Origin of the sequence: Streptomyces sp. SPB074, assembly GCF_000154905.1 — a bacterium.
Lineage (GTDB): Bacteria > Actinomycetota > Actinomycetes > Streptomycetales > Streptomycetaceae > Streptomyces.
The window spans coordinates 4658488-4665657 of the sequence record NZ_GG770539.1; the positions used below are offsets into that span (position 1 = coordinate 4658488).

At 73.5% G+C, this 7170-nt stretch carries 5 protein-coding genes and 2 pseudogenes; 4 read left to right on the forward strand and 3 right to left on the reverse strand.

Annotated features, from left to right (window positions below):
• Nucleotides 1-200 precede the first annotated feature (200 nt).
• Both speB and SSBG_RS19600 read left to right on the forward strand, forming a co-directional pair.
• A complete protein-coding gene (speB, locus tag SSBG_RS19595; protein ID WP_008747813.1) occupies nt 201-1187 on the forward strand; it encodes an agmatinase in 987 nt (328 codons plus the stop codon).
• Nucleotides 1188-1271: 84 nt separating this feature from the next.
• Nucleotides 1272-2948 carry a thiamine pyrophosphate-binding protein gene (locus SSBG_RS19600; protein WP_008747814.1) on the forward strand — a complete coding sequence of 559 codons (1677 nt, stop codon included), beginning with the start codon at nt 1272-1274 and terminating at the stop codon, nt 2946-2948.
• A 42-nt stretch (nt 2949-2990) separates the two neighbouring features.
• Here the strand turns inward: SSBG_RS19600 and SSBG_RS32245 are convergent.
• Nucleotides 2991-3200, reverse strand: a pseudogene (locus SSBG_RS32245) (hypothetical protein); the annotation flags it as partial.
• A 529-nt stretch (nt 3201-3729) separates the two neighbouring features.
• A complete protein-coding gene (locus tag SSBG_RS19610) occupies nt 3730-4863 on the reverse strand; it encodes a hypothetical protein (RefSeq protein ID WP_008747816.1) in 1134 nt (377 codons plus the stop codon).
• Nucleotides 4864-4976: 113 nt separating this feature from the next.
• Between SSBG_RS19610 and SSBG_RS19615 the strand changes: the two are divergent.
• Together SSBG_RS19615 and SSBG_RS19620 are read left to right on the forward strand one after the other, a co-directional pair.
• Nucleotides 4977-6334, forward strand: a pseudogene (locus SSBG_RS19615) (molybdopterin-dependent oxidoreductase).
• A 2-nt stretch (nt 6335-6336) separates the two neighbouring features.
• Entirely contained in the window at nt 6337-6795 is a 459-nt protein-coding gene (locus SSBG_RS19620; protein ID WP_037871635.1) for a hypothetical protein, read from the forward strand.
• Here the strand turns inward: SSBG_RS19620 and SSBG_RS19625 are convergent.
• On the reverse strand, nt 6684-7170 hold a 487-nt coding region (locus tag SSBG_RS19625; protein ID WP_106429363.1), incomplete at its 5' end, for an SAM-dependent methyltransferase. The two genes, SSBG_RS19620 and SSBG_RS19625, sit on opposite strands and share 112 nt — an antisense overlap.

Here is a 7170-nt window from a genome sequence, read left to right on the forward strand (position 1 = left end):
AAAAAAAAAAAAAAAAAAAAAAAAAAAAAAAAAAAAATAAAAAATAGAGAGACAAAAAAGCACCACCAAAACAACACAACGCTAAAAACACATCACCAAAAGAACCGACAGACCAGACAACCCGCCCACAGCTCCCGTAACCCTCGACGGCGTGCCCCCCGACGACGCGGGGCGCTCACCTGACCAACGATGAGGCACCCATGAACGACCGCATCACGCCGCCCGCCGAGGCTCCACGCGGCCCCGTCGACTCCTCGCGCGTCCCGCGCTACGCGGGCCCCGCGACCTTCGCGCGCCTGCCCCGTACCGACGAGGTCGCCCGCACCGAGGTCGCCGTCGTCGGCGTCCCCTTCGACACGGGTGTCTCCTACCGCCCCGGCGCCCGCTTCGGCGGCAACGCGATCCGCGAGGCGTCCCGCCTGCTGCGCCCGTACAACCCGGCCCAGGACGCCTCGCCCTTCGCGCTCGCGCAGGTCGCCGACGCGGGCGACATAGCGGTCAACCCCTTCGACATCGCCGAGGCCGTCGAGACCGTCCAGCACGAGGCCGGCCGCCTCCTCGACTCCGGCGCCCGCCTCATGACCCTGGGCGGCGACCACACCGTGGCCCTCCCGCTGCTGCGCGCCGTCGCCGAGCGGCACGGCCCCGTGGCCCTCCTCCACTTCGACGCCCACCTCGACACGTGGGACACCTACTTCGGCGCCGCGTACACGCACGGGACGCCGTTCCGCCGCGCCGTCGAGGAGGGCATTCTCGACACCTCCGCGCTCTCCCACGTCGGCACCCGCGGCCCCCTCTACGGCAAGCGGGACCTGACCGACGACGCGAAGATGGGCTTCGGCATCGTCACGGCCGCCGACGTCATGCGGCGCGGCGTGGACGAGGTCACCGACCAGCTCAGGCAGCGCATCGGCGACCGCCCGCTCTACGTCTCCGTCGACATCGACGTGCTCGACCCCGCCCACGCCCCCGGCACCGGCACCCCCGAGGCCGGCGGCCTCACCTCGCGCGAGCTCCTGGAGATCCTGCGGGGCCTCGCCGGCTGCCGCCTCGTCTCCGCCGACGTCGTGGAGGTCGCGCCGGTCTACGACCACGCCGAGATCACCGCCGTCGCCGCCTCGCACACCGCGTACGAACTGACCACCCTCATGACCCGCCGCATCGCGGCGGACCGGGACGCGGACTGAGCCGGGGCGACGGTACGCGCCCGGCCCGCCCCGCCCCGTACCGCCGCCCCGACCCGCACCGCACCCGCACCGGAAGGACCCGCGTTGAGCCACGACCACGACATCGAACTGCGCCCCACCGAGGCCCAGACCCGCGCGGCGCTCGCCCCGCCCGCCGGGCGGACCGGCGGCGACCTCGTCGTGGAGACCCTGCACGGGCTCGGCGCGACGACCGTCTTCGGCCTCCCCGGGCAGCACGCCCTCGCGCTCCTGGACGCCGTACGCCGCTCCTCGCTCGGCTACGTCGGGCTGCGCGTCGAGAACAACGCGGCCTTCGCCGCCGACGGCTACGGGCGCGTCACCGGCGAGGCCGCCCCGCTGCTCCTGTCCACCGGCCCCGGCGCGCTCACCTCGCTCTCCGCCCTCCAGGAGGCCGCCGCCTCCAGCTCGCCCGTCCTCGCGATCTGCTCGCAGGTCCCGGTCGCCGGGCTCGGCGGCGGCCGCCACGGCTACCTGCACGAGCTGCGCGACCAGCAGGGCTCGGTACGGGACGTCGTGAAGTCCGTGCACGTCGTGCGCGCCGCTTCGCAGATCCCCTCGGCGATCGCCGCCGCCTGGGAATCCGCGCTGAGCGCCCCGCACGGCCCCGTCTGGGTCGAGATCCCGCAGGACGTCCTCGCGGCCGAGACCCTGCTCCCCGAGGTCAACGCCCCCGACGCGCTCCCCGAACCCCTCCTGCCGCGCCCCGAGCTGACCGCGCTCGCCGCCGACTGGCTCGCGCACGCCGAACGGCCCGCGGTCCTCGCGGGCGGCGGCGTCGTACGGGCCGACGCGGCGGGCAAGCTCCTCGCCCTCGCCGAGCACCTGGACCTGCCGGTCGTGACGACCTACGGCGGCAAGGGCGCCTTCCCGTGGGAGCACCCGCTCTCGGGCCAGTCGTGGATGGAGGACCGGCACACGACGGACTTCCTCGCCGACACCGACGTCCTCCTCGTCGTCGGCTCGGGCCTCGGCGAGCTCTCCTCGCACTACCACTCCCTCGCGCCGCGCGGCCGGATCATCCAGATCGAGGCCGACCTCGGCAAGCTGGAGGCCAACCACCGCGCCCTCGGTATCCACGCCGACGCCCGCCCCGCGCTCCAGGCCCTCCTGGAGACGGCCCCGCCGCGCGAGGACCCGGCGGCGCGCGGGCGCGTCGCGGAACTGCTCGGGAAGGTACGGGCGCGCCTCGACGCCCAGGACCTCGGGCTGGAGCGCGGCCTGCTCACCACCATCAGGGAGGCCCTGCCCGACGACTCCCCGAGCTTCTGGGACATGACGATCCTCGGCTACTGGGCCTGGGCGGGCTTCGACCCCCGCCGCCCCGGCACGATGCACACCGCGCAGGGCGCGGGCGGCCTCGGCCTCGCCTACCCCGCCGCGCTCGGCGCCGCGGTGGCCGACCCGTCCCGCCCGGTCCTCGCGGTCTCCGGCGACGGCGGCGCGATGTACTCGCTCGCGGAACTGGCGACGGCCCGCCAGCACGACCTCCCCGTCACCTGGCTCGTGGTGGACGACGGCGGCTACGGCATCCTCCGCGCCTACCTGGAGGGCGCCTACGGCGTCGCCGAGGGCACCGAGCTCTCCCGCCCCGACTTCGTGCGCCTGGCCGAGTCCTTCGGCGTCCCCGCCGTCGCGACCACGGTGGAGAACCTGGCCGCCGACCTGTCCGGGGCCCTGGCCGACGGCGGGCCGAGGGTCGTGGTCCTGCGCGAACGACTGCGGATGTTCGAGGAGAGCTGAGGGGGCGGGCCCCGGTGGCCCGCCGGGGTCACCGCGGGTCCCTCACCACGACGTCAGCAGCAGGTGGTTGACGAGCAGCGCGAGGACCGCCTGCGCCGTGAGCCACGGGCGCGGGCGCGGCAGCAGCGCGGCGGCCGGGAGCAGCCAGATCGCGAAGGGGAGCCAGATGCGTTCCGTCTCCGCCTTGCTCATGCCCGAGAGGTCGGCCGCGAGGAGCGCCACGAGGGCGGCGCAGACGAGGAACGCCAGCCGCGTCCGCGGCAGCGCGCCGGAGTCGGGCCGCAGCTCCGGCACGACAGCGGAGGCGCGCCGCGTACCGGGGGAGACGAGGAGCGCGGGGCGCGCGTCGGCCGGGGCGGGGGAGAGCGGCAATCCTCCGGCCGAGGCGCGGGAGCCGCCGCACCTCTACCGCCCGCCGCACCGCCACCGCCCGCCGCCGCTCCGCCCGGTCCCGCTTCCGGCCGCCCCGTTCCCCCCGCGCCCCACGCCGCCTGGCGGGCCCGCAAGGTTCTGTTGGTATTATCGAAACTACGTATAGATTATTTTCGGTTTTTATTTTTTATTACTAGCTAGTGACTATATACCGTTGCAAAGTTTATTTTTCAAGTTATCATTTGATTTTTTCTTTTTTCTCCTTCTTCTTTTTTCCTTTTTTTATAAATGATTTTTTCTTTTTTTAATTCTAGTGTTTTTATTCCAGAGAACCGTTGTAATAGGTACTGATACATTTATCCTTTTTTATTTTTAGATTTTGGTATTATTACCTGTTCGTTTAGTAATTTTACAGCGCCTCCCGGCGGGCCCGCAGGGCGGCGTGGGTGCCGCCGCCGAGCGACGCGACGCAGCGGCGCAGCCCCGCGACCGTGGCGAGGCCCACGACGAAGACGGTGCAGGCGAGGTTGGCCCACACGAAGTAGCCGTACGGGCGTTTGCCGCCCGCGCCCTGGTAGTAGCGCTCGACCAGGATGTGGTACGCCTCCCACCAGTTGAAGCCGAGCGCCGTGAACACGGCCGGGACGACCACGAGCCCCCCGAGCGGGTACGCGAGCAGCACCGGCCGGCGCCGCACCTCCGCACGGCCCAGCAGGAGCACCGCCCCGCCGATGACGGCGAAGAGCGTCAGCCCGTACGAGAGGTACAGGGCGAGCCCGAAGAGCAGCCCGGAACCGGCGGCCCAGGCGGGGGAGCGTCCGGTGACGGCGAGGGCGAGCAGGGCCACGGCCCAGGCGGCGACGGCGGCGAAGTAGCCGTCCGCCGAGACGCCCACCCAGACGGCGGCGGGCGCGAGGACGAGGAAGGGCGCCGCGCGCCGGGCCAGTTCCTCGCTCGCCAGCGCCCGCAGCGCGACGAGCACGGCGGCCCCCGCCGAGGCGCCGACGACGACGCACCACATGCCCGCCCAGCCGCCGCCCCCGAGCCCCACGCGGTCGAGCAGGACGAAGGTCACCGTCGCCGCCGGGGGGTGCCCGGCGGTGTGCGGGGGCCAGTGCCCCGGGGAGTCCAGGAGGATGTGGTGGGTGAAGTCCCGCAGCGTGGCGGGGATGTCCTGGAAGCGGTCGATGACCCGCAGGTACTCGTAGCGTGAGGTCAGGCGCTCCGCGATGCCCCGGTACCAGCCGTCGATCCAGGCGAGCGAGAACGTCCACGCCGTTCCCGCGGCCCACGCCGTGAGGAGCAGGGGCCGCCACGGCAGCCGGGCCGCGAGCGGCGGGCCGTACAGCACGACGGCGGCGGCCACCAGGAGCGCGGCCGGGGTGCCGGGCCCGACGTGGGGCTCCCAGTGCGCGTACAGGGGTGGCCAGTCCACGAAGAGGTTGTCGTGGCCGGCCCGCAGGTGGCGGCCGATCAGGGCGGCGGCCGTCACGAGGAGGGCGGCGCCGAGGACGGCGAGGAGGTCGTGTCGGCTGCGGTGCACGACCCGACGCTAGGCCGGGTGCGCCCCGTTCCCGCGCTTCCGGAGGGGGATGTCAGCGATTCGTCATGAGTCGTAGCCCTGGTGGCGGGGTCCGGGCGGCCTACGGTCGTGCCATGCGCGCTCCCTCCCGGCTGCTGCCTTCCTCTCCCGGCTTCTGGCGCAGCCCCCTGCGCGGGCCGTGGTTCACCTCGGTCCTCGGCCTCGTCCTGCTCCTCGGCGTCACCGTCCTGTTCGTGACGGGCCTGCTGTCGTACGCGGCGTACAACCCGGGACTCGGCGGGGTGAACGACCGGACGCCCGACAAGGGCCTGCTCGGCTTCTACCTCTTCGACTGGCCCACCGACCCGCACTGGCTCTACCGGCTCACCCAGGGCGTGCACGTCACGCTCGGCGTGACGCTGATCCCGGTGCTGCTCGCCAAGCTGTGGTCCGTCGTGCCGAAGCTCTTCGCGCTCCCGCCGGTCCGTTCCCTCGCGCACGCCCTCGAACGGGTCACGATCCTGCTGCTCGTCGGCGGCGGCCTCTTCGAGTTCACCACCGGCGTCCTCAACGTCCAGCTCGACTACCTCTTCCCCGGCTCCTTCTACCCCCTGCACTTCTACGGGGCGTGGCTCTTCTTCGCCGCCTTCGCGCTGCACGCCGCGCTGCGGGTGCCGCTCGCCGTCCGCACCGTGCGCCGCGCCCGCGCCCAGGGGCACCTGCCCGCGCCGGACGACGCGGGCGCGGCGGGCGCGGCGGGGGAGACGGGCGGACCGGGCACGGCGGGGGGGATCGGGGCGCGGCGGGGCCCCACCCTGACGGCAACGCCCCCGGGGAGGCGGACGTGCTCACCGCCCCCCACCCGGACGCGCCGACGGTCTCGCGGCGCGGGGCGCTGTGGTCCGTCGCGGGCGGTTCGGCGCTGCTCCTGGCCACCACGGCCGGGCAGAGCATCGGGGGCCCGCTGCGCCGCACGGCCCTCCTCGCCCCGCACGGCGGCGCGGACCCCGGCAGCGGCCCCGGCGCCTTCCAGGTCAACAAGACCGCCGCCTACGCCGGGATCACCACCGCAAGCACCCGCGAAAACACCTGGCGCCTCGAACTCACCGGCCGTTCCGGCACCGTCCGCCTCAGCCGCGCCCGGCTCCGGCGCCTCCCTCAGTACGGCGCCGCCCTGCCCATCGCCTGCGTGGAGGGCTGGTCCACCTCCGACCAGCACTGGCGCGGAGTGCGGCTGCGCGACCTCGCCGCGCTGGCCGGGGAGGAGGAAGCGGCCGACGTGTACGTGGAATCGCTCCAGGCCCACGGCACCTTCCGGCACGCCTGGCTGCGCGCCAACCAGGTCGCCGACCCGCGCTCCCTGCTGGCCCTGGAGGTCAACGGGGCGGACCTGACGCCCGATCACGGCTACCCGGCGCGGGTGGTCGTGCCTGCGGCGCCCGGGGTGCTCAACACGAAGTGGGTGGCCCGTATGACCTTCGGAGGGCAGTGACGATGCCACGCGTCCCGCGTCTGGGGAGCCCGCTCGCGCTCCTGCTCACGCTCTGCTCGCTCGCGGTCAGCGCGTACGCCGCCGTGCGGCTCCTGTCCGGGGACTGGTTCGGCGTCGCGCTGTGGATCGTGGGCGCGGCCCTCCTCCACGACCTCGTCCTGGTGCCGCTCTACACCACCGCCGACCGCCTCCTGGTCCGCCCCTTCGCCGCGACCGGGCACCGGGGCCTGGCCGGGCACGTCCGCGTGCCCGGCGCGCTCTCCCTGCTCCTGCTCCTCGTGTGGTTCCCGCTGATCAGCGGCCGGGCCGACGCGCGCTTCCGCGCCGCCACCGGCCGTTCGACGGACGGCTACCTCGCCCACTGGCTGCTGATCACGGCCGCCCTGTTCGCCGTCTCGGCGGCCGTCCTCGTGGTCCGGGTGCGCAGGGCGACGAAGGAGCGCCCCCCGGCCGTCCACTGAGCGAGGGCCCGCAGCCCGGCGTGCCCGGCCAGGCGCAGCAGGGCGGGGGTGCCGACGCGCGCCCAGGGGAAGGACTGCCCGGCGCCGCCGGTCAGGGCGTCCCTGGAGCCCACCACCCGCACCTCGGCGCGCTCGTCCACGTCCCCGGGCGCGGTCTCGGCGAGCAGTAGGCCGCCGGGGGCGAGGAGCGCGGCCGCGCGGGCCGGGAGCGCGGCGGGGCCGCCGCCGATGCCGATGTTGCCGTCCATCAGCAGGACCGTGCCCCAGCGGCCCTCGCCGGGCAGCGGCTCGAAGAAGGAGCGGCACAGCGCCCGCCCGCCGAGCCGGGCGGTGTGCGCGACGGCCGCCGTGCTGATGTCCACGCCGAGCGCCGTA

Bases quoted from the DNA above. Each gene is read 5' to 3' on its own strand.
- speB (WP_008747813.1), top strand. From the start codon at position 201: ATGAACGACCGCATCACGCCGCCCGCCGAGGCTCCACGCGGCCCCGTC.
- SSBG_RS19620 (WP_037871635.1), top strand. From the start codon at position 6,337: ATGCCACGCGTCCCGCGTCTGGGGAGCCCGCTCGCGCTCCTGCTCACG.